Here is a 1626-nt window from a genome sequence, read left to right as displayed (position 1 = left end):
ATAATATTCCCCCTCTGGAATAGCTCCTTTATCTTTCTCCTTTTGCCAATCTTTATCAAGACAGAAATAATATGTTGTATTATTTAATAATCCTTTCTCCATCATCAAAAGCATTAAGACTTATAGTTACTTCATTTTTATTTTTCCATTGCACATCAAAGTTTCTATAGCCATAAATCTCACTTTCTTCATTATCAATAGTTTGTGAAATATTTTTCATAGATTCTATGTTTTGTGGGAGATGATAACTCTCAGAAAAACTATTTTTCATTTGTTTATATGCCTCTATGATATTTGTATTTGTAAAATTCTCTTCTATTTCTATTTGTGCAAACAAACTACCATAGCAAAATAATATAATTACTATATAACGCATATATTCTCCTTTATTTTCCATTAAATATATACATTAATTACCATGTTTAATATTCCTATTTGCAATATACTTATCATCAAAAATGATTAAAAAACCAAATTAAATATAATTTTCAGTTATGACCTCTATACCATCTTTTGTTTTTCTATAAGTTTTTTCATAAATACTAAATATTGCATATATTAATTTTATTTCATTCTCATCCATTTTTTCTATAGTTAAATCATAAGATTCTATACAACTACCTAAACGACATTCATCAATACCATGATCTACTTTTACTGAAACATTGTAGTCTTTTTGCCCGTTGAATAAATCTAGTTGCAACATAGCTTGATAAGCCATAGATATACCAATAGAATTTTCTCTGTTTTTTTCTACTTCTCTTTTTATATCATAGAGCAATGCCTCTTTTAGATTTTTTGCATTTTTAATAAGACATTTTTCTATATTGCATTCATAGTCATCATCACAAGTCATGCTTTTACTGCATTCTATTTCTATGCTGTTTGCATGTAATTGCACATAAAAGCAAAATATAAGACCAATAGTTAATGCCAACTTTTTCATTTATTGCCTCCAAAAGTATTATTATATCATTTCTTCTTTGAAATGGCAACTTGCTTTTATCTGTTAATTTTCCGATGACATTAGTATCATTACCATTTGTAAAGTATTCAAAATGAAGCATCATCACTTGCCTATTAGGAACAATATTTGGGTGAACACCATTCTCCAACATCAAACCAGCATAGCCAAGCACCTGCCCTTGTTTCACCTTATCTCCTATATTAACTTTTATAGAGTTTTTATCCATTTCTCCATACCTAATAATAAATTTTCCATATTTAGAAGTTTCGTGTAAAATCGTAACTTGGTGTGTTTCAAGATAAAACGCTCTTGTATCAAGAACCTCTCCATTGGCAATAGCTACAATCTCTACATTAGATTTTGGATTTTTAATATTTCTTCCAAAGAAATCTGTATATAAATCCCTTGCTGCATGTTTTCTTGTTCCGCCACTTCTATTTCGTCCATAAATAGTTTGCGTTGCATTTTTATCTGTTGGGTTTTTAATAGTCCAATCATATAGCAATCCCCTGTCATTCAATGGCTTTACTTTAAGCGGAAATATAATTTCATTGTTTCCTTCATACTCCACCTCCAACCTTACTATCACCCTATCATTTGTATTTATATTATATTCTTTCTTAAGAGTTTCTAATGTATTAAAGAATCTCTTATCATTC

At 28.4% G+C, this 1626-nt stretch carries 3 protein-coding genes; all 3 read right to left on the bottom strand.

The window, feature by feature from the left end; translation table 11 throughout:
• Nucleotides 1–79: 79 nt before the first annotated feature.
• On the bottom strand, nt 80–376 hold the full coding sequence (locus CQA53_RS11290) for a hypothetical protein (protein WP_112051187.1): 297 nt from the start codon (nt 374–376) through the stop codon (nt 80–82).
• A 99-nt stretch (nt 377–475) separates the two neighbouring features.
• Complete coding sequence (locus CQA53_RS11285; RefSeq protein WP_147290054.1) at nt 476–856, bottom strand: hypothetical protein; 381 nt, start codon at nt 854–856, stop codon at nt 476–478.
• Nucleotides 857–860: 4 nt separating this feature from the next.
• Nucleotides 861–1626 (bottom strand): M23 family metallopeptidase (locus CQA53_RS11280; RefSeq protein ID WP_342767983.1); only part of this gene is annotated, 766 nt, incomplete at its 5' end.

The sequence above is a fragment of the Helicobacter didelphidarum genome (assembly GCF_003364195.1).
GTDB lineage: Bacteria > Campylobacterota > Campylobacteria > Campylobacterales > Helicobacteraceae > Helicobacter_A > Helicobacter_A didelphidarum.
The sequence above is the reverse complement of the archived record's forward strand: the minus strand, read 5'-3'. Positions and strand labels throughout refer to the sequence as shown.